This window comes from Streptomyces sp. NPDC050743 (genome assembly GCF_044456925.1).
GTDB lineage: Bacteria > Actinomycetota > Actinomycetes > Streptomycetales > Streptomycetaceae > Streptomyces.
In genome coordinates this window covers 245,627-271,015 of record NZ_JBITGJ010000004.1, presented here as the reverse complement: position 1 = coordinate 271,015, position 25,389 = coordinate 245,627, and the positions used below count along the sequence as shown (strand labels likewise).

Sequence of the window (25,389 nt, the reverse complement as noted above, 5' to 3'; positions counted from 1 at the left end):
TCCGCTGGCCCTTCCCCCCTTTCTGGAGCGATCCCTATGAGTACCCACCCCGCGATGAACAACGTGACCGGCGACGCACCCGCAACCGAGACAACGGCAAGCGGACAGCGGGACAACATGGCGTGGCTGCTGCGGCAGTTCGCCTCCGACACGACGGGCGTCACGCACGCCGTCCTGCTCTCGCGGGACGGACTGCGGCTGCTGGACAGCGACGTCGACAAGGACTGGGCGGACGAACTGTCGGCCGCCATCAGCGGAGTGGCCTCACTCGCGGCGAACATCACCGGTCCCACCCACAAGAAGAGGCCGGCGAGGCAGGTCGTCATCGAGCGAGACGACTGTCTGATCTTCGTCCAGAGTTCCGGTCGCAGCGCGGCCTTCGAGGGCCATCCCGGCAACGAACGGGGAGTGGTGGACACGGTCCTCGCGGTGATCGCGACCATGGACGCCGATGCCGGCACCGTCGGGTTCGAGATGGGGCGCCTGGTGCAGAAGTTCGCCCCCTACATGCAGATCCCCGTCCGCGTCGGCACGGGTGATGAGGTCCGGTGACCGCACACGGGAGCGCGGCCGAGGATTCGACATTCGTGCGGACCTACACCCTGACGCGCGGTCGCACCCGGCCACGGCATCTGCTCGGCCTGGACACGGTGCTGGACGCCGGACCCGGACGGCCCGGCCCGGGCCAGGCCGAAGAATGCGCAGAGATCCTCGCCCTGTGCCGGGAGCACCGGCGTTCGGTGACCGAGCTGGCGGGCCGACTCGGCCGTCCCGTAACCGCCGTCAAGATCCTTATCTCCGACCTCCTGGACGCCGACGCCCTGGTCATCCCCGTCACCGCCTATGCCGCGTCCGACGCGCATGCACGTCCCTCTGCACAACTGCTGGCGGCCCTATCTGCGGGCCTGAAGAGGAAGTGGCCCGATGCCATCGCCTACCCCCAGGCCGGGTGACCCGGCCGTGGTGCTGCGGCCGTCGTCGCGCCCGCGTACCGGTGCACCGACCGTGCTTAAGGTCGTGATCGCTGGCGGTTTCGGCGCGGGCAAGACCACCGCCGTGGGTGCCGTCAGTGAGATCACGCCGCTGAGCACGGAGGAGTACCTGACCGAGGCGAGCGCGGACGTGGACAGCCTGGCGGGCGTCGAGGCCAAGCAGACCACCACGGTCGCCTTCGACTTCGGTCGCCTCAACCTGCCCGACACGCCCGTGCCCCTGGAATTGTTCCTGTTCGGCACGCCCGGCCAGGACCGGTTCGTCGACCTCTGGTACGACCTCTGTCGCGGAGCCGTCGGCGCGGTCGTCCTGGTCGACACCCGCCGCCTGGAAAGCAGCTTCACCCCCGTCGGTTTCTTCGAGGACATCGGCCTGCCCTTCGTCGTCGCGGTGAACCAGTTCGACGGAGCACATCGTTACCACCCCGATGAGGTCCGCACCGCCCTCGAACTGCCCGCCTCTGTGCCGGTGGTCACCTGCGACGCCCGCGATCCGAACCACGTCGCTGGCGTCCTGCTGACCCTCGTTGGCCACGCCTTGAAGAGCGCATCGGCAAGCCCCGCTCGCCCCGCATCCACTACCACCTTTCAGGACGCCTGATGTCGTATCAGCCCAACGACCCCTACCGCGCGCGGCAGACCGCCCCCCTCACGCAGTCGCTGCCGCGACGCACCATGCGGGACGTCACCCATGAGCCACCCCTCCCCGCCGGCGCCGCCCTCCCCGTCCCGCAGGCCCAGCAGGCGACCGAGCTGGCGCAGCGGTATGAGCTGCTGGATCGCCTAGGCGTGCCCACCGCTGCCAGCGAGGACTTCGACGAACTGGCCCGCGACATGGCCACACGAGCCGGGTTCCTGTACGGCTTCGTCAACCTCTTCCTGGAGGAGCAGACCTTCGTCGGGCTGCACCAGCCGCCCGCGGACAGCGGGTACGTCATCGTCGGCCGCACCATGAGCCGCGACCACGGCTGGTGCCCGGAGGTCATAGCCCGCAAGAAGGCGCTTCCGCTGCACGACGTGCACGCCAGCCCGCGCTTCAGCGGCAACCCCGTGGTCGACGCGGTCGGGATCCGCTCCTACTTCGGTGCCCCGCTCATCCACGACAGCGGCACCGTGCTGGGCACGGTGTGCGTCATCGACCCCGAGAAGCGGCCCCTGAGCGAGGCCCGACGGCTGAGAGACATCGTCATCAACGCCGGCGTCCGGGTGATGGACCACATCGCCCGCGCGCCCGTCCGCTAGTCCGTTGCACGCCCCCCCCCACCCGGGAGCCGCAGGCGATCCCCGGCCGCTCCACCGTGCGACCTTCATCCAGGGAGAGGGAGACGACCATGCCCGCCACACCCACCACACCTCCGCCGGCGCTGCGCCCCTATCTCACCGCCCGCCACGAACTGCTGTGGGACGAGGCAGACGCCTTCGCGGCCGAGCACATCGCGCCGCGTGCCGCACGCATGGAGGCCGCCCCCGGCAGGGTGGAGCGCAAGGTCGCCGACCTGATGGCCGCACGACGCTGGTTCGCCGTCACCGTCCCGTCCTCCTTCGGCGGGCTGGGCGCCGGACACGTGGCCAAGACCATCCTCGTCCACCGCATCGCCCGCGTCTCGGCGGCTGCGGCGGCAATCCTCCAGGCCACGCTGATCCCCGTCGGCGCCCTGCTGCACTTCGCCACCTACGAGCAGAAGGGCCGCTGGCTGCCCCGCGTAGCGGACGGTTCACTGCTCTTGTCGATCGCCGTGACCGAACCGCGAGCCGGCGGGCACATCGGCGGCATCGAGACCATCGCCGAGCACGTCGGCAACCAATGGGTGATCACCGGCAGCAAGATCCACATCGGGAATAGCCACCTCGCGGGAGCCCACCTCGTGGTCGCCCGGACCGCCAAGGCAGGCGTGAGCACCTCCCAGGCGCTGACCGCGTTCATGGTCGAATCCAAGCGCCGAGGGCTCTCGGTCGCCGACCACCGTCCCGGCCTCGGCCTGCACGGCTTCTCCGCCGGCCGCCTCGACCTCGATCACGTCCACGTCCCCGAGGAAAACGTGGTCGGAGAGATCGGCCAGGGGCTGGGCGTAGCGCAGAGCAGCAGCATCCTGTACGGCCGTCCCAACCTGGCCGCAGTCAGCCTGGGAATACACGAGGCAGTCGTGGCCGCCTCGACCGCTTACCTCAAGGCGCGCTCCCGCTACCGAGGCGCCCTCTCCGATCTGCCGCTTCTGCGGGACCGCATCGGTGACATGGAGGCCCGCCTGCGCGCCGGGCGAATCCTGGCCTATCAGTCCGTGCACCTCCTCGACCAGGGCCTGCCCTGCGACACCGACCTGATCAACGCCAAGTACCTCGGCCACCAGTGGGCGATGCAGTCAACCCAGGACGCCATGGAGCTGCACGGCGCCCACGCCCTCAACGGCGACTACATCCTCCAGCGCCTGTGGCGCGACATCCAGTTCACCTACCCACCGGCCGGAACCGGCGAAGTCCAGCGCATACGCCTCGCCGACGCCGCCTTCGACGAGGCCCACATCCAGTGGTCGGAACGTCTCGCCGCCGAAGCGGCGTGGGCCCGCCCCGACCCGACAGCCGCATGAGCCCCCGTGTGCGGCGCCCCGTGAATCCAGACCGCCGCGCACGGGCCTGTGTCGCCGGCCCCCGGCCCCCGCGGGGTCCGGCGACACACCACCCGATATCCCTCAACCCAGCCGCGAAAGAGACACCCGTGACCCCGCGCATGACGACCAGCGCACCGATCACCCCCCTGACCCCGACCCAGCAGCGCGTCGCCCAGCACCTCGTGGACGGCCTCGGCCCTCAAGAGATCGCCGCGAGGACCGGGCTGTCGGCCGTGACCGTCCGCCAGTACGTACGCGACATCCGGGAGAGCCTCCACTGCCCGCCCCGCTGCAAGCCCCCGGTGATCGTGCACTTCCTGTGCAGCGCCCGGCAGGTCGCTCCGCCCGCAACGGACAGGCCAATGCCGGAACTCAGTCCAGAGCAGCAACTGTTGCTGCGGGCGGTCGCTGAGCACAGCAATCCCAGCGACATTGCTGCCATAGCCAAGATCGCGCCCGCCGACGTGCGAGCCGCACATGACGAACTGCTCGACAAGACCGGGGCGGCCAACACCACCCAACTTGTCGTCTGGGCCCACGCGTGGGGCCTGCTGGGCGCCAGGCGGGTCACCACGATGGAGAGCGGAGCTAGCCAGTGAATGCCTCACCCGCTTCTACGGCCATCGAGTCCTCCCCCGCGCCTCGAAGCCAGTGCGCGACAGGGTTACCGGCCGTGTACGAGATGCGGTCGTTGCGCACCGACGCCGAACGGGATGAGGCCGCGGCCCTCGTCCAGGACCGTCAGCGCTGGCTCGCCTTGCGCGGCGTGCCTACACCCGCCCGGTCCGATATCCCGGCCCTGTTCCGCGCCCCGCAGGTGAAGCCGGCTGGACTGTTCGAGGACGGGCTGTTGCTGGCCTGCATGATCCCGCAACGCGGGCCCGACCTCGGATGGGGCGAAGGCCCGTGCCTCTTCCTGGACTGCGTCCACACCCTGCCCGGTCACTCCGATGACACCGTCCGGCTGATCACTCTGTGGGCCTCCGACTTCGCCGCCCGGCTCGAGGTACCGCTTGTGCGGGCCGAGGCCATGGCCCGCCATTCTCTCGACGTCGATCCGATCGCCACATTCCTTCGTCGGCTCACCGACATGGGCTGGGACGTCCAGGGATCGGGCACCGGACAGCACCATGAGCGAGTCGCGCGCCTCGAACTCACCGCCGAGCTTCGGCCTGGGCTGAGCGCGCTCATCGGCTGCCAGGTCCACGAGCCGCAGTCCGCCGCCGACCAGCGGAGTATCGCGTGAGGACCGCGGAACCGCTGCGGCCGGACCTCGCCCGCGAACTCATCGCCCGCGCCGCACAGTCGGCAGCACGCCGGGCAAGACGCGTACGCAACCAGCTCGACGCCGTCCACCTCGGCCAGGACCGTCACGCTGAGCACGCCGACACCAAAGTGCTGCGCCGCATCCTGGCCGAACATGACTGGCCCGGCCACCGTCTCGTGGGCCCCGACGCAGCACGTGCCGCCTGGAGCATCGCTCTTCACGCCGACGACGAACCCGACTTCCAGCGGGCGGCCACCACCCTTTTGAAACGTGCGGTCCAGGACGGCGATGCGCGCATCCAGCACTGGGCCCACCTTCACGACCGCGCCCTGGTCAACAGCGGGCGACCCCAAGAGTTCGGGACGCAACTCGTCCTCAGCGCAGCAGGGGTGGAGCTGTGCCCACTGCGTGCGCCGCAGTTGCTGGACCAGCGAAGGGCCGCCGTCGGACTGCCGCCGATCGCCGTCGCTTTGGACACTGTGCGCCGCCGGTACGCCCTGGATCGCATTGACGGCGGCTCACCGAGCGTCGTGCTCGCGGGGGTCGCATGACGCAGCGAGCCCCGCAGGCTTCCACAGACCCGCCCCTCGCCCAGACCACTTTGTGTGAAAGGACCGTTAAAGCATGAAGCTCACCACCGCCGTCCTCGCTGCCGGCGCCGCGGTCTCCCTCGCCACCGCCGTGGTCGGAGCCGCCCGGTTGAGGCAGGACGCGCGGCACCAGGCAGAACGAAATGAGGCGACCGTCGCGCGCAACCAACTCGACTGGCTGACGCAGATGTCCGCCAACCCTGACCTCGCCAAGCTCTGGACGCCCGAGGACCTGGACGTCGAGGAGTACATGCATCTGCTGAAGGCCAACCAGCTCATCTGCATGCTCAGCCTGCGCGACCGCCTCGGCTACGTCCGGGACGGGCATCTGCCGTTCTACGCCTCGAAGCTGATGGAGAGCGACGTCTGCCGGCGGTACTGGGCCCGTTTCGGGGACCACCGCGCTCAGGAGGCCGAGGGCGACGAGCGCGCCGAGCACTTCACCAAGGTGCTGGACAAGGCCGCGAAGAACCACCTGGGGGCACAGCCCGTAGCCCCCTGAAGAGGCGGCTGCCCCACCCCGCCCGAATCAGCCACACCCTCACCTCTCGGAGAAAACGAATGGGCTTCACTGCTGTTCCACTACCGCCCGGCAATTTCACCATTGGTAAGAAGTTCGGCTTCGAGGCTGGCCATCGGCTTCCCCGGCTGCCGCATGAGCACAAGTGCTCCCGCCAGCACGGGCACAGCTACGAGGTTGAGGTCATCCTCACTGCATCCGCACTGGAGGATCCCGGCTTTGTCACGGACTTCGGTGCGCTCGCCCCGTTCAAGTCGTTCCTGGACACCGAGCTCGACCACCACAACCTGCACGAGATCCTGCCCTTCGAGCCCACCTCGGAGCGCCTGGCCCAGTTCCTGGCCGGCTGGTTCGTTCAGAACCTCCAGTCGGAGATCCCCGGCCGCCTTGTCGCCGTCCTAGTCCGCGAGACCGCAAGCAGCTGGGCCCGCTTCGATGTGGTGGGCCAATGACCACAACCAAGCCGCTCAACCTCGAACCGGAAGCTGCCGAAGGCGAATTCCTGATCGTCGCGGAGTGCTTCGGTACCGAGGTGCCGACGTTTCAGGGCGAGGGCCCAAGCTGCGGACACCCGGCCCTGTTCATCCGCCTGTCCCGGTGCAACCTCACTTGCACGCGATGCGACACGAAGTACACCTGGGACTGGTCTCGGTTCGACCCGCACGAGGAGTCGACGAGGCAATCCGTCGCGGGCCTGGTGGCCTGGGCCTCGTCTTCACCGGTCGAGCTGGTCGTGATCACCGGCGGCGAGCCGTTGATCCAGCAGGCGCGACTGGTGCCTCTCGTCCGGGGACTGATAGCAGCCGGCAAGCGGATCGAGTTCGAGACGAACGGCACCATCGCGCCCACTCCCGAGCTGGTGGCCGACGGGGTCCGGTTCAACGTCTCGCCCAAGCTTGCCAGCTTCGGCGTGAAGGAGACCAAGAGCATCGTGCCAGCCGCGCTGGAGGCATTTGTGGCCTCCGGGCGGGCGGCGTTCAAGTTCGTCGCTTCCACGGTGCACGACCTCGACCGGATCGCCGAGCTGGCCGACGCCCACCGGCTCGCGCCGGTGTGGGTGATGCCGGAGGGCACCACCCCCGAGGTGATCACCGCGACTACCCGGGTCCTCGCGGACGGGGTCGCGGCCCGGCACTGGCACTTCACCACCCGCCTTCACGTGTTGGCCTTCGCGGACACCCGAGGCCGCTGACCGCGCGCGACTCCACGCCCCATCCGTTCCCCAGTCCCCGGAAACGAGAGACGCCCATGACGACCTCTATCGCCAGCCCTGCGGCGGCGCCGACGGCTGCCGTCGCCGGGCCCGCTGCGGTCATCGACACCGGCCGGGTCGCCGCCCTGATCCACCAGCTCTTGGTCGAGCTGGGCGAGGACCCCGCCCGCGAGGGGCTGACCGGCACCCCGGACCGCGTCGCGGCCTGGTGGAAAGCCTTCCTGTCCCCGGACGGCGCCGAAACGGCCACCTGCTTCACCGAGTCCCAGCTGGGTGGTCAGCTGGTCATCGTGGGCGGCATGAGCGTGTGGTCGCTCTGCGAGCACCACATGCTGCCCATGAACTTGCAGGTCACTGCTGGATACGTGCCGGATGGCGAGGTGGTGGGCCTGTCGAAGTTCGGACGGATCGCCCAGCACTTCGCCGGCCGACTGCAGGTCCAGGAACGCTTCACCCGCCAGGTCGCCGAATACCTCAACGGCGTGATCGGACACGAGAACATCGCCGTCGCCGTGCGCGGCGTGCACCTGTGCATGAGCATGCGGGGCGTACGGATGGAGGAGGCTCGCACCACCACGGTGCACTCGGGCGGGCGCTTCGGCACCGACCCCGTCCTTTCCCAGCAGTTCCTCACCCTCACCACCGGCCTGTGGGGGGCGTCGTGATCACCACCGCGGGCATCGACTTCTCCGTCATCGCTCCGCCTGCCTACCTGAAGAACTTCGTCGCCCAGGAGCCGGCCCGCGTCCACCACGTGGCCGCCCAGCACGTGCTGTCCGACGAGAGCTACCGGGCCTTCTTCGCTCACGAGGCCGAGCGCGGCGCCGAGATCATCATCGACAACGGGCTCTTCGACCTCGGCTACGCCCTGCCGGCGGAAAGCCTCGTCGAAGCCGCGCTGGCGGTGTCCGCGAGGGAGATCATCCTGCCGGACGTCATGCGGGACGGGACCGCGACCCTGAAGGCGAGCGAGAAGGCCGCGCGAGAGATCCGGAAGCTGTCCGGCGACGCATTCCGGCTGTGCGCGGTCCTGCACGCCGCGGACGACGACGAGTGGCTGCGCACCTACGACGCCTTTGTGACCAGCGGCTGGGCCGGGGCCATCGCCCTGCCGGCCTCGCGTCGACCGGATCCCGACGAGCAACTGTGCCGCACCCGCTGGTTGGCGACCGCCTACCTGCAGGATCGCGGCCTGGTCGACGATCTGCTCATCTACCGGCTGCTCGGTCTGGGCCGGACCGGGCACCTGGAGCTGATCGGGCAGCGCGAGCACGAGTGGATCTCCTCCGTGGACGGCGCAGCCCCGGTCATCCTCGGCGCGATGGGCGTCGCCCTGCTGCCCGAAGGGCCATACGAGAAGCCCTCCACGCCCCGCATCGAGAAGCTCGGCCCGATCCCCGAAGACCGGTTCGACCTCATCCGGAAGAACATCTCCGTCGTTCGCGCGGCGGCCGGCAGCACCGTGACGATCGCCGAGGAGCACCGATGACGCCCTTACTCGCCGACCCCACCCCCGGACTCCTGCGCGCCGCCCCGATCGAGCCGGCCGGGCACACTATGACCCACGCGAGGCTGCTGCGCTACCTGGAGATCAAGGTCCACCACCTCATCCAGGACCAGGACTGGGACAGCATCCGCGTCATCGGCGGCTACGACCGCACGGCGGTGATCTCCCGGTACGAGAAGACCGGGAAGCTGTTCAACATCGAACGGCCCACCGCAGAGATCCACGGCCGTGACCTCATCGTCAAGGCGTTCCCCGGAGCCGACTACGTCCAGCACTACGCCCTGATCATCGCCACGTATCTGGCCATGACCGGCCGCCCCGTCGGCACCGTCACCTATCAGCCGCCCGAGCAGGAGGAGTGCCGAACGGCGCTCGACGCGCTCGACCTGGAACTGGACGGCGACCTGGTGATCGTCGGCTGGGGCCTTCAGTACCTCGCTCCCGAGAACGGGGTGTGGACCCGCGGACCCGGCTACGCCTGGCAGCGCCTCGACGTCGCCGGCCGTCGCGTGGTCTACCTCGGGTTCCTCCACAGCATCTGGGGAGACGTGGCCGGACGGGTCGTCACGCGCCTTGCCGAACTCGGCGCAGGCGACGTCGTCTACGTCGGCAAGGTCGGCTCGCTGACCCCCGGCGTCGAACCGAACGCCTGGCTGGCGACCGGCAACACCAGCCTGGTACGCGGGGTGATGGTGAGCTGGGACGACTTCTTCGGCGACTACGCCGCCGCCCACGATGGGGTGCGCAGCGGCCTGCACGTGTCCTCCCCGTCGATCCTGCTGGAGAACCGCGACTGGCTGGCCCAGCACACCGCCTCGTACGCCTTCGTCGACCCGGAGATCGGCCCCATGGGGGCGGCGGCGCGCCAGGCGGGGATCAGATTCGGTTACCTCCACGTCATTTCCAACAACCTCGCCACGCACTTTCCCGCCGACCTGTCCAATGAGCGTCACAGCGACGTCCTGCGCCAGCGCGCCGTCCTGGTGGACCGCATCCGCACCATCATCACCGGCCGCCTGACCGCCAGCCCGACCCACCCCCTGGGAGAATCCCGATGACGGCGAACGCGCCGACCACCACCGCAGCCGGGAAGCTGATCACCTTCGTCGGTGGTGACGGGGCCGGCAAGTCCACCCTCGCCGCCCGCCTGCACCAGGCCCTCAACGACGCCGGCCACACGGCAGTCCTCATCGGCAAGCACAGCACCGACGTCCGCCGGGACCCGGAGCTGTCCGCCTACCTCGACCGCCTCAACGAGCTGGTCTACCGGCGCGACGCCGGCGTCGCCCAGGCATGCGGCGACCACTACTGGCTGCTTGCCCTGGCCTCCTGGTACACCCTGCAGGACCGGCTCGTCATCCAGCCGGCCCTCGCCGCGGGAACCCACGTGATCCTCGACAACGCGCACCACAAGATCCTCGCTCGGTACGCGGTCAACCCCGAGGTCTCCCCCCGCCTGTGCGAGCAGGTCTTCGCGCATCTCACAAAGCCGGACCTGGTGTTCTTCCTGAACATCGGTGCTCGCGAGGCTCTCGTCCGCAAAGGCTCGTTCACTTCCCTGGAGGCCGGCCACGCCGGCGGCGGTGACGAGGACTTCATCCGCTACCAGGACACCGTCCTGGACCAGATGCGCGAACAGGCGGAGCGCGGCGCCTGGCTGACGCTGGACGTCGCCCAGTTGGACCGCGACCAGGTCTTCAAGGCCGCCGCCGCTGCCCTGGCCGACCGTCTGCGCCTGACCGTCTAAACCGGCCCTACCTCCCCGATCGACAAGGAACGCACCATGGACCAGGCCCTGCCCACCAGCGGGACATACGTCTGTCACGGCATCACCTGGGCGAGCGCAGACCCCCGCCTTCTGCTCGCCCCCGTGACCGGCGGACCACTCGTCTACGCCCCGGTCATGGGCAGGCGCCTGAGTTACCAGGTGAGCGGTACCGGCCGGTGGTGCACCGGCAGGTACCGGTTCGCCGACCGCGTCCGCGTCGAGGCGGTCGCCTGCCCTGACCGGGCCCCGGCCGAGGCCGGCGGACAGTGCCCGGCCTGCGCCGGGCGGGACGACTTCCGCTTCGCCCACCGGTTCCACTCCGGCGGGCATGTTCCCGACGCCCTGGCGGCGTACATGGCCCAGCCGCACTGGCTGTACCTGGCGACGTTCGCCGACGGCACCACCAAGATCGGCACCGCGGCCGAGCCCCGTAAGCGCTCCCGCCTCGACGAACAGGGTGCCCTGATCGCTACCTACCTCGCCCGGAGTGCTGACGGCCGCGCCGTGCGGTTCCTGGAGGATGCCCTCACCCGCCACCTCGGCCTGACGCAGACCGTGCGAGCCGCGGCCAAGCTGACGGCCCTGGCCGAGCTGCGCGACCTCGCCCCGGCCGGTGCCGCCCACCATCAGCACCTCGACCGCGCCACCGCGGCCCTGAGCGGCCTGAACGTCCCGGCCACACCGGAGCCGTGGACGCCGCCCGGCGAAGGCGAACTGCTGCGCACGCCGAAGACCGGGCGCGCCTTGTACCCGCACGACCCACGCTCCGGTGAGCACGGACTGACGGTGCTCTCCTGCCTCGGCTCCCAGGTCCTCGCCACCCTCGACGGCGACGGTGAACAACTGCCCTACCTGCTCGACCTCGGCACCCTCAAGGGCCGGCGCATCGTCCTCGGCGCACAGTTCTCCTCACCGCCCGCCGCCGTACAGTCCGCGCTCTTTTGACCCTGCCCGAACACCCGGCCTGCACTGCCGGGCCGCTCTGAGAAGCGAGGCCACAGCAACATGGCACCCCAGGACGCCATCCTCGGCTGGGACGAGGACAGCAACGCCGAGGCGTACGACGCCTTCACCCGCGCCCACCCCATGTACGACGCGACCAGCCGCGACCTTGCCCGCCGAGGCCATCTGGCCGACGCCAGCCTGGTGGTCGACCTGTGCGGCGGCGCCGGCGCGACCGCCCGCGCGATCCTCGACCTGATCCCGGCCCGCGCTCGGGTCGTCTCCGTCGACAACGCCGCCGCGATGCAGCGTGTCGGTCGCCGCACCCTGACCGACGCCCGCCTGACCTGGATCACCTCCCCGGCCGAACGGCTCGCCGACCACCTGCACGCCAGCAGCGCCGACGCCGTAGTGTGCAACTCCGCAATCTGGAAGACCGACACCGCCGCAGTGTTCGCAGCCGTCGCCCACATCCTGCGCCCAGGCGGGCGCTTCGTTTTCAACATCGGCGGTGGCTTCGCCGGCGTCCGGCACCCCGACGAACTGTCCCCCCGCACCGGGCCTACCCTGAACGCCCTCATCCGCCAAGTCGCCGCTGAGATCCACGGATACATCCCACCGCCGCGCGACGCGGACATGTCGCCGAAGCTGCCGCTGAAAACAGTCACCGAGCAGCTGACTTCAGCCGGACTGACGGTCGTCGGCACTGAGGTCACCGCCCAGCACAGCACCATGGCCGAGAAGAAGGCGTGGCTATCCATCCCCGTCTTCGCGCGGCCCGAGGGCGACTTCACCCACGCCCAACGGATGCAGATCCTCGACACCGCCTACGCCATGACCACCCCCGATGCCCCGGCCGTGACGAGCTGGCTCGTCGTCGTCGCCCAACGGCCGGAGGCCACCGCATGACTCCGGCCGCCCCGGCTCCCGGCAGCGGGGCCCGCCTCTGTGACCACGCAAGCGTCGGGGTACTGATCTCCTCCCCGAGCGGCCTGCTGGTGTTCGAGCGGGCGATTCCTCCGGCCGGAATCGCCCCGGTCGCCGGCCACGTCGACGAGCATGGCGGCCCCGAGCAGGCCGCCCGCGACGAAGTCACCGAAGAGGTCGGTCTTACCGTCACCCACCTGCACCTGCTGCTGGACCAGTGGCGGCCCAACCACTGCCACCGCACGCCCAGCGGTCCGGTCGGCCACCACTGGTGGATCTTCCAGGCCGAGGTTTCCGGGTCGCTGTGCCCCTCGCCCCGGGAGGTCCTCGCCCCTCGGTGGATCCACCCTGCCCAGCTGCAGCAGCACGCGCTGCGGACCGCCGCGCACGCCAACGGATGCCTGGACCGTGAGGAGTTCGAGCGCGAACCCGGCCTGGAGCCGGTGTGGTGCCGCTTCCTGCACGACCTTGAGCTCGTCACCCTGCCCTCGGCCGACCTCGACCGGATCGAGGCCGTCCTGTGAACGGCGGCCAGGGGCCTGCCTCAGCGGGAGCCGACCGCCCGGCCGGCTGCCAGACGGCGAGCGTGCGCACGGATCCGCTCGCGGTCTTCGGGGAAGACGCTGTCCCAGCCTGTGTCCAGACGGAACCATGCCGCCGGCTGGTTCTGCTCCCCGGCGAGCGGAACGTCGCGTCCGACGATCGCGGCGTAGGACAGGCCCAGCGTCGGAGTCCAGTCGGCCCGGTAGGAACGCACCGCCACGGCCGCGGGCTCGGGCAGCAACTCGGTGCGCAGGCCGGTCTCCTCCAGCAGCTCTCGTGCCGCTGCCGCACGCGGCGCCTCGCCCGGCTCCACCTTGCCGCCTGGCGGCACCCATCCGCGCACGCGGTGCTTGACCAGCAGGACGTGCTCGAAAGCAGGGTCGGTGACCCACACCTCGGCCGCCAGCGGCTCCATGGGATGCCTGCGGGCTTCCTCCAGCCAGGCCCGTGCACCGTCGAACTCCCATGCGGCGAGGCGGGCATCCGCAACAGCCTCGTCCAAGATCACCTGACCGACTTCATCATGACTCACCCGCCCCACCCTAGGCCGACAAACCGGCCGGACGTCGCAGCGACGAGCAGGCAGCCATCCGGGGATGTCCGGCCGACCCGGTGGCCCCTTCGGGCTGCAGGGCGATCACCTGCGGCACCCGCTTCACACGAAGGAGACCAGCGTGCCCGATGAGCAGCCCTCGGACCGGGGAGCCTGGGTCGTCCTCGGCGGCGTCCACCTCCTCAACCGCACCGCGCCACGGCGACCAGACGAGCCGATCGTGCTCGTACGGGTGCCACCGCAGGAGGTATGCCGGCCGGCCACCACCGTGATCGTCCGCTGGAACGCGCTGGGGCCCTGCCCGGTCGAAGCGCTGTACCCCGGCGGCACCCGGCTCGGGGCGGCCAGGATCGACGGCGGCGAACTGTTCCCCGAAGCCATCGCCGGCCCCGCCCTGCGCGGCCTGGTCGGCACCGAGGCCGCCCCCGGCCTGGTGCCGCTGTGCTACCTAGCCGAACACCCCGGCGGCGGCTACCACGCGTACGCGCAGATCCGCTTCCACCCCGAGGACGCCTGCTTCGTCCGCACCACCCGGGACCCAGTAGGCCACGGCCCGGTCGAGGAACTGCGCTGGTTCGACCCCGTGCTGACGGCGCACGCAGAGTCGAGCACGGCGCTCAACAATCATCTGCGGTACTTCCGCAAGCACTTCTCCGGCACCGAGCTGGAGTTCAAGTACACCCTCGACCCGGCACCGGACATCTGGTCCGCGTCCATGGAACTGCTCAAGGCACTGCGCGACGGCAAGCTGGAAGGCTGCCGTCCGGAGTACCGGGAAGAGTTCCAGATCCACCACACCGAGAACCATCTGTTCGACGTCACCGGCCCCGAGCCCGAGATCGGCTACGCCTCCTTCATCCCCACCGTCACCGCCGGGCACGTGCTCAAGCGAAAGTGGTTCACCGAGGACGCCTTCGCCCGCCGCGAGGAACTCACCCCTGGCCTCGACATCACCCCCGACCGGTTCGAGACGTTCCTGCGCGAAGACCTGAACCTCCAGGTCCGGGCCATGCCGCCCTTCCAGCGCGTCCGCTACGACATCCAGTGCGAGTCGCTGCGCACCGGACACGTCTACGGCATCTTCCTCGATCGCTGCGCCCTCCTGGCGGCCCCCGACGTGGTGCTCTCCCAGTGCGAGCTGGAGTACCTCCGCTCACGCAGCATCCTCGACCACGACCCGGACGAGATCCTCATCGAGATGAAGCGGATCGACAGCTGGCTCTGCGAGTACCTCGCCAGTCACGGTTGGGCCGCCGAGCACACCTTCTACTCCAAGCGCAGCTTTCTTCGCGACGCCATCGCCCTCCGCCCGGACCTCGCCACGCGATGACTGACCAAGCACCCCCCGGCAATCCCCCGCAGGAGGTACCGCAACCCACATGAGTGATCGAACGCTGCATCACAACCCGCCCCGCTCGACCGCACAAGGAGAGAGCCCGGTATTCGAAATCACGTTCTAGATTTCGCCCCCCTCCACCCGTTACGGCTACAGCAGGACCGCCGTTACCCGATCACCTGTCCGTATCTCGCCCCGAGGAGTCCCCATGCATCCCGTACGCCGTCCTGGACTCGTTCATCCTGCGTTCGAAAATGCCGCTACCTCCTCGGGCGCCAGCCTTCGCCTCACCCCCGGTCGCGCAGCTCTGCTCGCCGACGGGTCACGAACGGATACGAGGTACCTGGCATGACGCAGCCCACACCTCTCCCGTCCTCCGTCCTCACCTATAGCTTTCGGCACGGCGGTGCCCTCGTGACCAATGCTCGGCACACCGTAGAACGCCTGGTACAGGAGGGCCACCCGTGAGCGACTCGCCTCACCAGCTGATCGCCGACGTGGCACAGGTCCTGCTCCATACGAACGGCGCCGCCCTGTGCGTACGCCGCGCACTGGACGCCGCCCTCGCACCGGGACAGCTCACTGTCGTGGGCGGCCACCTGGAAGTCGGTGAACCACTCGACCATGCTGCGCGACGCGAGGCCATGGAGCAGGTGAGGGTCCTTATCACTGCTGAGCAGCAGGAGTTCTGCGGGCTAATCCACCACCACGACTCCGACGATGGCCTGGACCGGATCACCGCCGTGGTCGTAGCGCAGTCCTGGACGGGTGAGCCGTACAACGCCGAGCCACACAAGCACGAAGGGCTCTTCTGGGTGCCGATGGAACGACCGTCGCCGGACTGTCACCCCTACACCGCCACCATCTTCCACATGCTCACCCACGGCCCGTCCGACCGGGCCATCAACTGGCCTGCGGAAGGCGCCCGGTGAAGAGATTCTTCGGCCCGGTCACGATGGCCGATTCGCAGGTCTCCGACGCCGAACACGAGCTGTTCGGCGGCCCCCTGCGACCCATGGCTGCCACCCAGGAGCATGACGTGAACCCCCGCACCCTCGACCACACCGACACCCTCGAACTGTCCGTAACCGGCGACGGTCCGTTCAACGCCCTGCTCACCTTCTGGAAGCCGTCCCACTACGCCACCGGTCTGGAAGCCCACACCGAGTCCTGCAGCTGGCGTACCTTCCGAGTCGGCGACCTCGTGGTCGGAGTCCGGCTGCATGCCGAGGACCGCACCGTGATCGCCGACATCTACACCGACGGTGACTTCAAGCCCGCCGACCGCGAGGAGCTGACGCGCCAGCTCATCTCTTCATACGGGTTAGACGAAGACCAGGCGGCGTTCGCGGAACTCGCGTCCCGAGTGCCCGCAATGCGCGAGGCACTCGCAGCCCTGGGCGGGATGCGGCAGTCGTGCCCGGAGGACCACTTCGAGATCGCCGTGATCGCCCTGCTGCTGCAGAACGTCACCATCCGCCGCACCGCCCAGATGACCCGCAACCTGCTGGTCCACTACGGCCGTCTCGTCCACTTCGACGGGATCACGCTGCGGGCCTGGTTCACCCCAGACGAGATCGCCCACATTTCGCCGGAGGCGCTGAAGGAACGGGACCGTCTGGGCTTTCGCGCCAACAGCCTTCCGCACTACGCGGCCTACTTCCGCGACCACAGCACCGAGGACCTCAAGGCCGCCGGAAACCTGATGGAGGCCGTCCAGGAAATCAAAGGAGTGGGCCCCTACACCGCCGCGGTAATTGCCTCCCACGCTTCCCGCGACCCTGCCGTCTTCGGCATCGACGTGTGGAACCGCAAGATCCTTGCGCGCCGCCTCCTCGACGCTGACGACGCCGCGGCGGAGACCGTGATGACCCGCCTCAACGAACTGTTCCCCGGCTACGCCGGCACCGCCGGCCTCTACCTCGTCGAGCACGAGTACCTGACCAATCCCGTCGCCCCGCTACTGCGTTCCGGCCCCGACGCCCTCACCGCATGGAACGCGGCCCTGGAGCAGACCGGAACCTGACCCGCCCCCAGGTCGAGAGCAGCGGACGCCACCGCCGCCACTGCTCCTCGTTGCCATGCCCGCACCGCGCCCGACGGGATCCCCCGCAATACCTCGAAAGGGTGATCCCAGCTGTTCGAGCGACACAGGCGCGACCCACGACAAGGCCCGCTTGACCCCGGACACCCAATAGAACATTCGCCCACTGTCTGCCCCGGATCTGCCCGTGACAGACCCGTCTGGGGGCCGTTGTTAGAGCACCAGTACCCCTCGTGCGTCCATCTGGAGGACTCCGTGAACCCTGTTCCCGTCCCTGCGAATCCCATCGCCGTATTCGAACGTCCTATGCCGACTGTCCCGTGTTCCGCACGATCCGGGCGGCAGGTTGACGCCGCCGCCCAGCGCGCAGCACGACCGGATACTGGGTGGGCGGCATGAGTGAGCCCACCGATGCATCACCCGACAACATCCCGGGGCCGCGCACCGCCCCGCCGGAGTCCACACCCTCTTCGTTGCCTCCCGGACCGACGACCGAGCCCGACGCGTCCTCTACAGCCGAGCCGGATGAGCCCTCGGAATCGGAATCGGCTGCCACGGAGCCGCAGATGCGGTATGTCGATCTGACGGGCAGCCGTGAAGCGGCCGGCCGTTCGATCAGGATGCGCGATATGGCCCGGCGGCTGCCGCAGTTGGTACGCCGGTCACTGGCTCTCGCATGGCAGGTCGACCGCCGAGCGACCATCGGTCTCCTGCTGTGCCAGGCCGTCACCGGCGTGATGCAAGCCCTCGGTCTGGTCGCCATCAGCGGCACCCTGACCGCTCTGCTGACCAGCGGAGACGTCTACCAAAAGCTTCTTCAGGCGTGGCCTTCTGTGGCCCTGCTGGCCGGCACCGCCGGCGTACGCGCCCTTCTGGGGATCACCGTCTCCTGGTTGTCTTCCCGGTTGGGCCCACTGATGTCGCGCGAGGCCGAGCAGATGCTGCTCACCGGCTGCGCCGAGGTGGAGCTGTGCGCCTATGACGACCCCGACTTCAACCACGACCGCGAAGCCGCCGACCGCGGGGCGCAAGTCACCGGGGACCTGATCGACCAGGGGCAGGACCTGATCGCCTCGTCGGCCTCCTTCGTTGCTGGAGCGATCGTGCTGGCCGGCGTGCACTGGATCCTTCTCCCCCTTCTGGTCGCGGCCAGCCTGCCGCAGGCCCTGGCCCAGGTCAGCGCCGCACGTGTGCGATACCTGGCGAATCTGCGCAGCAACGGCGACCTGCGGATGCTGTCGATCCTGCGCTGGCACATCTACACCAAGGAGGCCGCTGACCAGATCCGTGCCGGCACCATGGCCGCTTTCCTCTCCGGCCGGTACCGGCAGACGGTCGCCCGGATCAACCGCGAGGACCGCGCCGCCGCCGACAAGGGAGCCCGCATGTCCCTGATCGGCGCGCTGTGCGGCGGCCTCGGGTCGGCGGTCGTATGGGCGGCGGTCGTGTGGCTGCTGGCCACCAGCCGCATCAGCGTCGGACACGCCGGGACTGCTGTTTTCGCCCTGCAGACGGTGGGCCAGTCGGTCCGCGGCCTGGTCTCGGTAGGGGCTCGCGCCGTACGCACGGGCCTGTACATGGACGACTGGAGCGGCTTCCTGGACAGGGCCGGAGGGTTCCGCATGCGCCGGGGCTCGCATCGCCCGGGGCCGCCGAAGAAGATCGAGATCAGGTCGGTCACGCACCGGTACGCGGGCAAGAACCAAGACGCTCTGTCCGACGTGACACTCACCCTGCGCCAGGGCGAGGTCACCGCCCTGGTCGGCTTCAACGGCTCGGGGAAGTCGACGCTGTCGAAATTGATCAGCGGCCTGTACCTGCCGACCGAGGGACAGGTGCTGTGGGACGGCGTTCCCACCGGCGACGCCGAGCCGCAGGCGCTGTGGCAACAGGTGGCCCTGGTACCCCAGACCTACGCGCGTTGGCCCTTGACGGTGCGGGAGAACATCACCCTCGGGCAGCCCTCGGCACGTGGCGACGCGGCGGTGCGCGAGGCGTGTGAGGCCGCCGGCGCCGACGAGGTCGTCGACAAGCTCGGCGCCGGCCTGGACACCCTTCTCGCCCGCGAGTGGCTCAACGGGGAGGAACTGAGCGGGGGCCAGTGGCAGCGCATCGCTCTCGGACGGGCGTTCTTCCGCCAGGCAGGGCTGTTGGTCCTCGACGAGCCGACCGCGAACCTCGATCCGCTGGCCGAGTACCGGATTTTCCAGCGGCTGCGGGACCTTGCCCGGGACCGGGTGGTGCTGCTGGTGACCCACCGCATCACCAGCGTCGCCGTGGCCGACCGGATCGTCGTTCTCGACGAGGGCAGGATCGTGCAGGAAGGCACCTACGAACAGCTATCTCAGCAGCGCGGTTTGTTCCGGCAGCTGCTGTCCTGCCAGGTCACCTCGGATGCCAAGGACGATGACGAGCAGCGGCAGGCACGCGCATGAACACACGCCCGCAGAAGAGCATCGTGTTCACGGACCTGTCCGCCGCCGTGAGCACACGGCACACCGCCATGCCGGCCCGTCCGGATGCCGATGCGGTGACCGGCCCACGGCCATGTGACGCCTCCCTTCGTGTGCGGCGGAAGGTGATTTCCCTCCACGGCTGTGTCCGGGGCGGCGCCCCGGGCGTGGACACCGCGGTGCCCGGGATGCCCAGGCAACAGGATCACGCAGTCACGGTCGCGCCAGGCGTGCGCCCGAGGGAAGCCGAGGGGGTACGTCATGTCCTCCCCGTGTGACCCGGTGTCGCCGACCGGGCGGAGGTCTCTGTGGCAACACCGGGACTTCCGCCGGTACTTGACCGGTCAGGCTGCCAGCGTGGCCGGCAGCTCGATCAGCTCGATGGCCCTGCCCGTGCTGGCCGTGCTCGAATTGGATGCCGGCCCTGCCCAGGTTGCCTGGATCACGTTCATGGGCCAACTTCCGCCCGCGCTCCTGGCGTTGCACGCCGGTGCGCTGGCCGACCGGCACTCCAAGCGGAAGCAGATGATCACCGGGGATCTGGTCAGCGCCGCCGCGCTGGCCAGCGTGCCGGTGGCGGCGGCGCTGGGCAGGCTGTCTCTGGGGCAGCTCATGGTGGCCGCTGCGGTGCAGGGCGCGGCGGGCGTGCTGCACGACGCCGCCGCGATCAGTCTCCTGCCCAGCCTGGTCGACCGGTCCCTGATCCAACGGAGCAACAGCCGTATCGGCGCCCTGTTCGCCGTCGCCGCCACCGCCGGCAGCAACCTCGGCGCCGCCCTGACCGCGCTCCTCGGACCGGCCCGGGCAGTGCTCGGTGACGTCGGTTCCTTCCTTGTCAGCGCCTGGTGCACCGCCCGCATCCAGACACGCGAGACCACCCCGACGCGAGCAGGAAGCCGGCGTCTGCACGCCGAGATCGGAGAGGGCCTGCGGTACGTACGCCGTGACCACCGGCTGCGCACCCTGACCCTGGTCAACGCGACCACCTCGGCCGCCCTGGCACTCCTCAACACCCTGTGGGCCCTGTACCTGCTCACGTCCCTTTCGATGAGCCCGACCGCCTTCGGCGTGGTCCTGGGGCTGGGAGCCCTCGGCGCGGCGGCAGGTGCGCTTGCCGCCCCGGCGCTCGCGCGACGGTACGGGCCCGGGCCGATGATGCTCGTCGCGCTCGCGCTCACCCCGCTCACCCAGATCCCTCTGTTGCTCGCCTCCCCAGACCTGGCCTGGCAGATCGGCATCGCCGCCGCCCTGTTTGTCCAGCTGGCCTGCGCCGCGGCGGCGGGAACCACCCAGCGCTCCATTCGTCAGATCGTCACCGCCGAGGACATGCAGGCCCGCATGCAGGCCGTGAGTACCTGGCTCACCTCAGGCGCCCGGCCGGTGGCCGCCCTGGTCGCGGGCGGCCTCGGGACGCGGATCGGCGTACGGCCCACCCTGATCGTCGGCACCTGCCTGCTCCTCGTCCCCCTCGTGGTCCTCTACCGCTCCCCACTACGCGGCCTCCGCCAGATGCCCAAAGACCGAGACCAGCCTGTCCCCTCCCGTCCAGGAGATCCACTCGTGCGACCACCCGTCCCCTCCCCATCCCCTTCACCCAGCGCCACCCCCGCCAACGAGGGACAGCGCAATCCCGCGGTGGGCGGAGGTGGTACGGCGTGAGCGCGGAACTGAACGTGATCGGCGGCCACCTGTACCTGGAGCGGGACGGCATGGTTCTGCTCGGGCAGCGACACCCGAACTCGGCATTCGCGGGTGGCCACTGGCACGCGCTGGCCGGGCACGTGGAACGAGAACCGGTCCGGACCTGCGTGGTACGGGAGGCGATGGAGGAGGCGGAGCTGGTCGTCGCCGAGGAAGACCTCACCCTCGTGCATACCGTGCACCTCCTCGACCACGAGGACGCCATCCCTCGCATTGGGCTCTTCTTCCAGGCCAGCCGATGGCAGGGCGAGCCCCGCGTGCTGGAGAAGGACAAGTGCCTCCGGTGGGCCTGGTGGCCCACCGACAGCCTGCCGGAGCCGATCGTCCCGTACACCCGAGCGGCCATCGAGGGGATCCGCGCAGGCCGGCCGTATACCGAAATCGGCTGGAGGCGGCAGAAGTGAGCCACTCACGCGAGCCCATGTCCGCTGACCTGCTCGCCGTCGCCGCTGCCGCGCGTACCGCGATGGTCGACCGCCTCGTCGCCGACGGCGTGCTGACCGACCCGCGGCTGCGCGATGCCCTCCTGCGTGTGCGGCGGGAAGTGCTTCTCCCCCACGCGTACGTCCGGGTCAGCGGCCCAGGCGCGGACCCGATCGACTGGCGGCTCCTCGACGGCTCGCATCCCGACGACCAGGCGGAGTGGCTCGACCTCGTCCACAGCGGCGACTCCGTCCTGCTCCAGCGCGACGGCGAGCCGCTGGATGCCCTCGTCCGGGGCCCGGTGACCGGCGGCCACATGACCTCCATGAGCACCTACGCCCCCGCCACCGTCGAGGTGCTGCAGTGCCTCGATCTGGAGCGCGGGCAGCGGTTCCTGGACCTGGGTTCGGGTCCGGGGATCTCTCTCGCGCTCGCCGCTGCCGTCACGGGTCCCGGCCTCACCACCGGTGTCGAACGCGCTCCGCACATGAGAGTGTTCGCCCAGCGGAACCTGGACCGGCTCGGGCTGGGGGCGGTGGTCGTCGAAGGTGACGCGCTCGGCGGACACGCCGCCGGGGCACCGTATGACCGGATCCATTCCGGCATCGGCGTGCCGTGCATCCCGCTGGCCTGGGTGGAGCAGCTCGCCCCCGGCGGCACGCTGCTGACCACGCTCGTGACCAGAACGCCCAGCTGGCCCGGCCAGATCCGCGCCACCCGCACGCCGAAGGGCAGGCTTCAGGTGGTGCTGACGGGCAGGCCACGCGGCCACCGGCCCTTGCTCGGTTACGAGTGGCTCACCGCCGTGAACCACCGGCCGCAGTTCAAAGCAGACCCCGGCCGGCCCCGCCCGACCCGGCTCGCGCCGCCCGACAATGACGCCTACGGCTTCTGGATCGCCGCCGCGTACCTGGCACCGGGCTTGGTCAGGGATTTCCAGGCCGACACGATGACCGTCGTCGCCCCGGACGAGGACTCCTCGGCGGTGGCCGGTCCCGGCGACGGCACGGTCCGCGTGCACGGGCCGCGTGATGTGTGGGCCGAACTCGAAGACCTCCATGACGCTTGGGAGCGAGCAGGCCGCCCGGACACGTACCGGGTCGATGTTCCGGACGGCGGTGGCCCGCAACGCGTCACCTCCGGTCCCGGCCGGATGGCCCTCACCTGGACGCTGCCCCCGCTCGCCACCGTCCCCCACCAGACCTCTCCATCGCTCGGGAGTTGTCCATGACCCAGCAACCCAAACCCCTTGCTCGGCCCGCCGACGGCCCCCGTCGGCCGGCCGGGTGGTCCGAGGAATTCCTGCGCCACCGCGACGGCCAGGGCTGCCCCATGTGCGGCACCGACTTCACCGCCGACGACATCGGCTGGGGCATCCTGCTCCACCGGGGCGAAGTGGCCAACGCCTACCTGTGGCGCTCGGGCCAGGTGCGGGGCTATTGCGTACTCATTCACCGCGGCGCACCGCACGTCGCCGAGCCCACCGACCTCTCGGACACCCATGCCGCCGCGTACTGGGCCGACACCCTCACGCTCGGCAAGGCCCTGACGGCGTTCTACCAGCCGGTGAAGATGAACTACTCCACCCTCGGCAACGTGGTGCCCCACCTCCACACCCACATCGTTCCCCGGTACGCCGACGATGCCGACCCGGCGCCAGGCGCGCCGCTTCCATGGGCGGCCCTCGATAAAGACCGCCAGGACGAGGCTCAGCTCCAGGCGGACGCCGCCTCACTGCGTGCGCTGCTGGAGCACGCATGAGAGGCCGCCCGGGAGAAGAGCCCGGGGGCCTGTTCGCCTCGGCGGCGGCCGACTACGCCCGATACCGGCCGGGCATCCCGTCCGAAGCGGTCCGCCTGCTCGCCGGCACAGTGACGGGTGTCGCCCGGCCTGTCCTGCTCGATCTCGGCTGCGGCACCGGGCAGGTGGCAGCTGCGCTGCTTCCCGCTGTCACGAATGTCGCCCGCCTGGACCTGGTGGATCCGGACTCAGGGATGCTCCGCGAGGCCACTGAAGTCCTTGCCCCGCTCCTGGGTGACAGTCCCGTTGGCTTCCACTGCGTGCGCGCCGAGGACTTCACGCCGCCGTTCGACGGCTACCGAGCGGACCTGGTCACCTGCGCGCGGGCGTTTCACTGGATGCCCCGGCCCGCGGTCCTCACAATGGCCGACCGCGTCACCTCTCCCGGGGCCAGCGTGGCGATCATGGGGGATGGCAGCCTGTGGACCTACCAAGCGCAGTGGACGGCGGATCTGCAGCGGCTCATCCAGTCCTACCTCGGCCCCGAGCGGCGGGCCGGCACCGCTGGGGCGTACACCGAGCCGGGGCGCCGCTACGAGGACGACCTCGCCGAGTCCGCGTTCAGCGACGTCAGCGAGCACCGGTTCCCGGTCCGCCGCACGTGGACACCCGCAGCTGTGGTCGGTTATCTGCGCAGCACGAGCTTCGCCCGCCCGGCGCTCTTCGGCGATCAGCACGCACGGTTCGAGCAGGAGGCCCACTTGCTGCTGGAGGAACACGCCCGTGCTGAAGGGCTTATTGAGGACGCCGTGTTCACCGTGCTGCTCGCGCGCCGCCCCGGCGGTGACCGGTGAGAGGGGGGCGGCACACCGAGCCGCTGGACGTGCACCTCGTCGCGGTCCGCGATACCGCGGCCGGCCGCGAAGTGCTCCTGTCCCGGCGGGCCGGCGACGTCTACGCGACAGGATTGTGGCATCTCCCGTCTGGTCACCTCGACCCCGGAGAGGATGTCGTCACCGCGCTCGTGCGGGAGACCAGCGAGGAGACCGGCGTCATCGTCGACCCCGCTGATGTCCGCGCGGCCGTCACCGTGCACCACCGCTCCCACGGCGGGGGCGCACGCGTCGGGTTCTTCTTCGAAGTCCGGCACTGGCGCGGCAGCCCCCGCGTCATGGAGCCGGACCGGTGCGACGCCATGGGCTGGTTCCCGCTCGACGCACTGCCGCAGCCCATGGTGGCCTACTGCTGGGCCGGGCTGGACGCCTACCAGGCCGGAGGCCGGATCGCCCTGCACTTCCAGGAGCCCGGAGATCCCATCACCTACGACCCGGCCGTCGACCGGCTGCGCCTCGTGCCCGACGCCGGTCCAGGCAGCACGGTCCCCGAGGACGCGGTGCGAGACTTCGTCGAGCGGGCGGTCGGCAGGATCACCGGCTGGACGGACGTCTCCTGGGCACGCAAGGGCAGCCAGGTGTGGCGGGCACGCGATGCCGAAGATGGGGTGTGGTTCGTCAAGATCCACCAGAACGACCGCTTCCACCAGCGCGAGCTGGCCGCATACCGCAGCTGGGTTCCCCGTCTGGGCCCGATGGCACCCTGTCTGGTGGCCGCCGACGAATCACTGCGGGCCATCGTCATCACCGCGGTGCCAGGCCGCTCCCTGCACGGCGCCGTCCACCCGCCCGACCAGGAGCGACGGATCTTCCACCGCATCGGGCAGCTCGCGGCCACCATCCACCGCAGCCTCCCGGCGCTGCCGCACCTCCCCGACTCCCTGCCGCTCGAGAAGCTGGAACGGCACCTCGACGGCGCACGCGCCTACTTGGAGCCCGGGGACGAGGCGTTCATCCGCGCCACCGCAAAGGGGGCCGCAGGTCTGCCGGCCCTGGAGAGGGTTCCCACGCACGGTGACTTCCAGCGGCGGAACCTTCGCTGGGAGTCGACGGGCACCTTGTACGTGATCGACTTCGAAAGAAGCGAAGGCGGTCCGGCCGTCAGGGACTTCGTCCGCCTGTCCGACGCCTGGCACGGCCGGCCGGACCTGCACGAGGCCCTCATGACCGGCTACGGCCGCCCCCTGACCCCCGCCGAGGAAGAGCACCTGGTCGTCCTGTCGCTACTGGATGCCGTCTCCGGCATCCAGTACGGCGCCGCCCACGGCGATCCGGAACTCGTCGAGCGAGGCCGCCGCACCCTGGCCCGACTCCGCGCAGCGAGCCCTCGTTGACCAGCACACCACACCACCCACCAGCAGAAGCACAGTT

At 69.9% G+C, this 25,389-nt stretch carries 29 protein-coding genes; 28 read left to right on the top strand and 1 reads right to left on the bottom strand.

All coding sequences use genetic code 11. From position 1 onward, the window contains the following. The first annotated feature begins 36 nt into the window (after positions 1-36). The 18 genes from ACIBJF_RS07155 (at position 37) to ACIBJF_RS07070 (ending at position 12,856) form a co-directional block, all read left to right on the top strand. Complete coding sequence (locus ACIBJF_RS07155) at positions 37-552, top strand: roadblock/LC7 domain-containing protein (protein ID WP_061916021.1); 516 nt, start codon at positions 37-39, stop codon at positions 550-552. Beyond that, entirely contained in the window at positions 549-953 is a 405-nt protein-coding gene (locus ACIBJF_RS07150; protein WP_399172682.1) for a DUF742 domain-containing protein, read from the top strand. Before ACIBJF_RS07155 ends, ACIBJF_RS07150 begins: the two co-directional genes overlap by 4 nt. A 7-nt stretch (positions 954-960) precedes the next feature. Beyond that, entirely contained in the window at positions 961-1,593 is a 633-nt protein-coding gene (locus ACIBJF_RS07145) for a GTP-binding protein (RefSeq protein WP_399172680.1), read from the top strand. Further along, on the top strand, positions 1,593-2,234 hold the full coding sequence (locus ACIBJF_RS07140; RefSeq protein WP_399172679.1) for a GAF domain-containing protein: 642 nt from the start codon (positions 1,593-1,595) through the stop codon (positions 2,232-2,234). Before ACIBJF_RS07145 ends, ACIBJF_RS07140 begins: the two co-directional genes overlap by 1 nt. An 89-nt stretch (positions 2,235-2,323) precedes the next feature. Continuing rightward, the gene (locus ACIBJF_RS07135) at positions 2,324-3,577 is read left to right on the top strand and encodes an acyl-CoA dehydrogenase family protein (protein ID WP_399172678.1); all 1,254 of its coding nucleotides are present in this window, start codon (positions 2,324-2,326) and stop codon (positions 3,575-3,577) included. Positions 3,578-3,705: 128 nt separating this feature from the next. Further along, entirely contained in the window at positions 3,706-4,197 is a 492-nt protein-coding gene (locus ACIBJF_RS07130) for a LuxR C-terminal-related transcriptional regulator (protein ID WP_391034651.1), read from the top strand. 74 nt (positions 4,198-4,271) lie between these two features. After that, positions 4,272-4,844 (top strand): hypothetical protein, encoded by a 573-nt coding sequence (locus tag ACIBJF_RS07125; protein ID WP_399172677.1) that lies wholly within the window; start codon positions 4,272-4,274, stop codon positions 4,842-4,844. Next, positions 4,841-5,416 carry a DUF6624 domain-containing protein gene (locus ACIBJF_RS07120; protein WP_399172676.1) on the top strand — a complete coding sequence of 192 codons (576 nt, stop codon included), beginning with the start codon at positions 4,841-4,843 and terminating at the stop codon, positions 5,414-5,416. The genes ACIBJF_RS07125 and ACIBJF_RS07120 overlap by 4 nt, the downstream gene beginning before the upstream one ends. A gap of 73 nt (positions 5,417-5,489) precedes the next feature. After that, positions 5,490-5,957, top strand: coding sequence for a DUF6082 family protein (locus tag ACIBJF_RS07115; RefSeq protein ID WP_399172675.1), 468 nt, complete (start codon positions 5,490-5,492; stop codon positions 5,955-5,957). Positions 5,958-6,016: 59 nt separating this feature from the next. Beyond that, positions 6,017-6,427, top strand: coding sequence for a 6-carboxytetrahydropterin synthase (locus ACIBJF_RS07110; protein WP_061915999.1), 411 nt, complete (start codon positions 6,017-6,019; stop codon positions 6,425-6,427). Beyond that, positions 6,424-7,167 carry a 7-carboxy-7-deazaguanine synthase QueE gene (locus ACIBJF_RS07105; protein WP_398058771.1) on the top strand — a complete coding sequence of 248 codons (744 nt, stop codon included), beginning with the start codon at positions 6,424-6,426 and terminating at the stop codon, positions 7,165-7,167. The genes ACIBJF_RS07110 and ACIBJF_RS07105 overlap by 4 nt, the downstream gene beginning before the upstream one ends. Positions 7,168-7,223: 56 nt before the next feature. Continuing rightward, positions 7,224-7,853 (top strand): GTP cyclohydrolase I, encoded by a 630-nt coding sequence (gene folE, locus ACIBJF_RS07100; protein ID WP_399172674.1) that lies wholly within the window; start codon positions 7,224-7,226, stop codon positions 7,851-7,853. After that, positions 7,850-8,677 carry a hypothetical protein gene (locus tag ACIBJF_RS07095; protein WP_399172673.1) on the top strand — a complete coding sequence of 276 codons (828 nt, stop codon included), beginning with the start codon at positions 7,850-7,852 and terminating at the stop codon, positions 8,675-8,677. Before folE ends, ACIBJF_RS07095 begins: the two co-directional genes overlap by 4 nt. After that, positions 8,674-9,753: a hypothetical protein gene (locus ACIBJF_RS07090; RefSeq protein ID WP_399172672.1), complete on the top strand. Its 1,080-nt coding sequence runs from the start codon at positions 8,674-8,676 to the stop codon at positions 9,751-9,753. Before ACIBJF_RS07095 ends, ACIBJF_RS07090 begins: the two co-directional genes overlap by 4 nt. After that, positions 9,750-10,442, top strand: coding sequence for an AAA family ATPase (locus tag ACIBJF_RS07085; protein WP_006143029.1), 693 nt, complete (start codon positions 9,750-9,752; stop codon positions 10,440-10,442). The genes ACIBJF_RS07090 and ACIBJF_RS07085 overlap by 4 nt, the downstream gene beginning before the upstream one ends. A 36-nt stretch (positions 10,443-10,478) precedes the next feature. Further along, a complete protein-coding gene (locus tag ACIBJF_RS07080; RefSeq protein ID WP_399172670.1) occupies positions 10,479-11,408 on the top strand; it encodes a DUF2797 domain-containing protein in 930 nt (309 codons plus the stop codon). A gap of 60 nt (positions 11,409-11,468) precedes the next feature. After that, positions 11,469-12,314: a class I SAM-dependent methyltransferase gene (locus tag ACIBJF_RS07075; protein WP_362490991.1), complete on the top strand. Its 846-nt coding sequence runs from the start codon at positions 11,469-11,471 to the stop codon at positions 12,312-12,314. Further along, positions 12,311-12,856 (top strand): NUDIX domain-containing protein, encoded by a 546-nt coding sequence (locus tag ACIBJF_RS07070; protein ID WP_399172669.1) that lies wholly within the window; start codon positions 12,311-12,313, stop codon positions 12,854-12,856. Before ACIBJF_RS07075 ends, ACIBJF_RS07070 begins: the two co-directional genes overlap by 4 nt. A 20-nt stretch (positions 12,857-12,876) precedes the next feature. Here the strand turns inward: ACIBJF_RS07070 and ACIBJF_RS07065 are convergent, their stop codons facing one another. After that, the gene (locus ACIBJF_RS07065) at positions 12,877-13,407 is read right to left on the bottom strand and encodes an NUDIX domain-containing protein (protein WP_399172668.1); all 531 of its coding nucleotides are present in this window, start codon (positions 13,405-13,407) and stop codon (positions 12,877-12,879) included. A 142-nt stretch (positions 13,408-13,549) separates the two neighbouring features. Between ACIBJF_RS07065 and ACIBJF_RS07060 the strand changes: the two genes are divergently transcribed. The 10 genes from ACIBJF_RS07060 to ACIBJF_RS07015 all read left to right on the top strand — a co-directional run bounded on the left by ACIBJF_RS07060 (position 13,550) and on the right by ACIBJF_RS07015 (position 25,352). Then, positions 13,550-14,758, top strand: a complete 1,209-nt coding sequence (locus tag ACIBJF_RS07060) for a hypothetical protein (protein ID WP_399172667.1) — start codon at positions 13,550-13,552, stop codon at positions 14,756-14,758. Between the two features lie 470 nt (positions 14,759-15,228). After that, the gene (locus ACIBJF_RS07055) at positions 15,229-15,696 is read left to right on the top strand and encodes an NUDIX domain-containing protein (RefSeq protein ID WP_399172666.1); all 468 of its coding nucleotides are present in this window, start codon (positions 15,229-15,231) and stop codon (positions 15,694-15,696) included. Then, entirely contained in the window at positions 15,693-16,790 is a 1,098-nt protein-coding gene (locus ACIBJF_RS07050; RefSeq protein WP_399172665.1) for a DNA-3-methyladenine glycosylase family protein, read from the top strand. The genes ACIBJF_RS07055 and ACIBJF_RS07050 overlap by 4 nt, the downstream gene beginning before the upstream one ends. A 584-nt stretch (positions 16,791-17,374) precedes the next feature. Beyond that, positions 17,375-19,243: an ABC transporter ATP-binding protein gene (locus ACIBJF_RS07045; RefSeq protein WP_399172664.1), complete on the top strand. Its 1,869-nt coding sequence runs from the start codon at positions 17,375-17,377 to the stop codon at positions 19,241-19,243. A gap of 279 nt (positions 19,244-19,522) precedes the next feature. Continuing rightward, a complete protein-coding gene (locus ACIBJF_RS07040; protein WP_399172663.1) occupies positions 19,523-20,920 on the top strand; it encodes an MFS transporter in 1,398 nt (465 codons plus the stop codon). Next, the gene (locus ACIBJF_RS07035) at positions 20,917-21,366 is read left to right on the top strand and encodes an NUDIX domain-containing protein (protein ID WP_399172662.1); all 450 of its coding nucleotides are present in this window, start codon (positions 20,917-20,919) and stop codon (positions 21,364-21,366) included. Before ACIBJF_RS07040 ends, ACIBJF_RS07035 begins: the two co-directional genes overlap by 4 nt. Next, the gene (locus ACIBJF_RS07030; protein ID WP_399172661.1) at positions 21,363-22,616 is read left to right on the top strand and encodes a methyltransferase; all 1,254 of its coding nucleotides are present in this window, start codon (positions 21,363-21,365) and stop codon (positions 22,614-22,616) included. The genes ACIBJF_RS07035 and ACIBJF_RS07030 overlap by 4 nt, the downstream gene beginning before the upstream one ends. Then, the gene (locus ACIBJF_RS07025) at positions 22,613-23,146 is read left to right on the top strand and encodes an HIT family protein (RefSeq protein WP_399172660.1); all 534 of its coding nucleotides are present in this window, start codon (positions 22,613-22,615) and stop codon (positions 23,144-23,146) included. The genes ACIBJF_RS07030 and ACIBJF_RS07025 overlap by 4 nt, the downstream gene beginning before the upstream one ends. Beyond that, a complete protein-coding gene (locus ACIBJF_RS07020; protein ID WP_399172659.1) occupies positions 23,143-23,979 on the top strand; it encodes a class I SAM-dependent methyltransferase in 837 nt (278 codons plus the stop codon). Before ACIBJF_RS07025 ends, ACIBJF_RS07020 begins: the two co-directional genes overlap by 4 nt. Beyond that, positions 23,976-25,352, top strand: coding sequence for a phosphotransferase (locus ACIBJF_RS07015; protein WP_399172658.1), 1,377 nt, complete (start codon positions 23,976-23,978; stop codon positions 25,350-25,352). Before ACIBJF_RS07020 ends, ACIBJF_RS07015 begins: the two co-directional genes overlap by 4 nt. The last annotated feature ends 37 nt before the right edge of the window (positions 25,353-25,389 follow it).

What these genes read in the sequence shown, in the direction of transcription:
- ACIBJF_RS07155 (WP_061916021.1), top strand. Translation starts at nt 37, where the DNA reads ATGAGTACCCACCCCGCGATGAACAACGTGACCGGCGACGCACCCGCA.
- ACIBJF_RS07140 (WP_399172679.1), top strand. Translation starts at nt 1,593, where the DNA reads ATGTCGTATCAGCCCAACGACCCCTACCGCGCGCGGCAGACCGCCCCC.
- ACIBJF_RS07135 (WP_399172678.1), top strand. Translation starts at nt 2,324, where the DNA reads ATGCCCGCCACACCCACCACACCTCCGCCGGCGCTGCGCCCCTATCTC.
- ACIBJF_RS07115 (WP_399172675.1), top strand. Translation starts at nt 5,490, where the DNA reads ATGAAGCTCACCACCGCCGTCCTCGCTGCCGGCGCCGCGGTCTCCCTC.
- ACIBJF_RS07110 (WP_061915999.1), top strand. Translation starts at nt 6,017, where the DNA reads ATGGGCTTCACTGCTGTTCCACTACCGCCCGGCAATTTCACCATTGGT.
- ACIBJF_RS07105 (WP_398058771.1), top strand. Translation starts at nt 6,424, where the DNA reads ATGACCACAACCAAGCCGCTCAACCTCGAACCGGAAGCTGCCGAAGGC.
- folE (WP_399172674.1), top strand. Translation starts at nt 7,224, where the DNA reads ATGACGACCTCTATCGCCAGCCCTGCGGCGGCGCCGACGGCTGCCGTC.
- ACIBJF_RS07090 (WP_399172672.1), top strand. Translation starts at nt 8,674, where the DNA reads ATGACGCCCTTACTCGCCGACCCCACCCCCGGACTCCTGCGCGCCGCC.
- ACIBJF_RS07085 (WP_006143029.1), top strand. Translation starts at nt 9,750, where the DNA reads ATGACGGCGAACGCGCCGACCACCACCGCAGCCGGGAAGCTGATCACC.
- ACIBJF_RS07080 (WP_399172670.1), top strand. Translation starts at nt 10,479, where the DNA reads ATGGACCAGGCCCTGCCCACCAGCGGGACATACGTCTGTCACGGCATC.
- ACIBJF_RS07075 (WP_362490991.1), top strand. Translation starts at nt 11,469, where the DNA reads ATGGCACCCCAGGACGCCATCCTCGGCTGGGACGAGGACAGCAACGCC.
- ACIBJF_RS07070 (WP_399172669.1), top strand. Translation starts at nt 12,311, where the DNA reads ATGACTCCGGCCGCCCCGGCTCCCGGCAGCGGGGCCCGCCTCTGTGAC.
- ACIBJF_RS07045 (WP_399172664.1), top strand. Translation starts at nt 17,375, where the DNA reads ATGCGGTATGTCGATCTGACGGGCAGCCGTGAAGCGGCCGGCCGTTCG.
- ACIBJF_RS07040 (WP_399172663.1), top strand. Translation starts at nt 19,523, where the DNA reads ATGTCCTCCCCGTGTGACCCGGTGTCGCCGACCGGGCGGAGGTCTCTG.
- ACIBJF_RS07025 (WP_399172660.1), top strand. Translation starts at nt 22,613, where the DNA reads ATGACCCAGCAACCCAAACCCCTTGCTCGGCCCGCCGACGGCCCCCGT.
- ACIBJF_RS07020 (WP_399172659.1), top strand. Translation starts at nt 23,143, where the DNA reads ATGAGAGGCCGCCCGGGAGAAGAGCCCGGGGGCCTGTTCGCCTCGGCG.